A 459-nucleotide genomic window follows, 5' to 3' on the forward strand; every position below is an offset into this window, starting at 1 on the left:
CCTATAGCGTGGTGGTGAACAACGTGACCGGCGACGGCCAGCTGGGCCTGGACCTGAAGGCCAGCGGCACCGGCATTACCGATGTGGCAGGCAACGCCATTGCCGGCGGCCTGGCCGGCCAGCGCTACGTGGTCGATCACACCGCCCCGGTGGTGCTCGGCGTGAGCGCGCCGGCCGGTGGCGACTACAACGCTGGCAAGGTGCTTGATTTCACGGTGAGCCTGTCCGAGAACACGGTGATCGATACCACCCGGGGCACGCCGCGCCTGGCGCTCGATGTCGGTGGCCAGACCGTCTACGCCGATTACGTGTCCGGGAGCGGGACCACCGCGCTGACCTTCCGCTATATCGTTGCGGCTGGCCAGAATGACGCCAACGGCATCACCGTGACCGCCTTGCAGGCCAATGGTGGCACGATGCGCGACAGTGCCGGCAATGCGATCGATGTGTCCCTGCACC

Annotated in this window: 1 protein-coding gene; it reads left to right on the forward strand. The window is 66.9% G+C overall.

The annotated features are described in order from the left end of the window. A partial coding sequence (locus AC1DS3_RS39500; protein ID WP_477129483.1) for a hypothetical protein occupies positions 1-459 on the forward strand: 459 nt, incomplete at both ends.

This window comes from Cupriavidus sp. 01L46, from assembly GCF_056399905.1.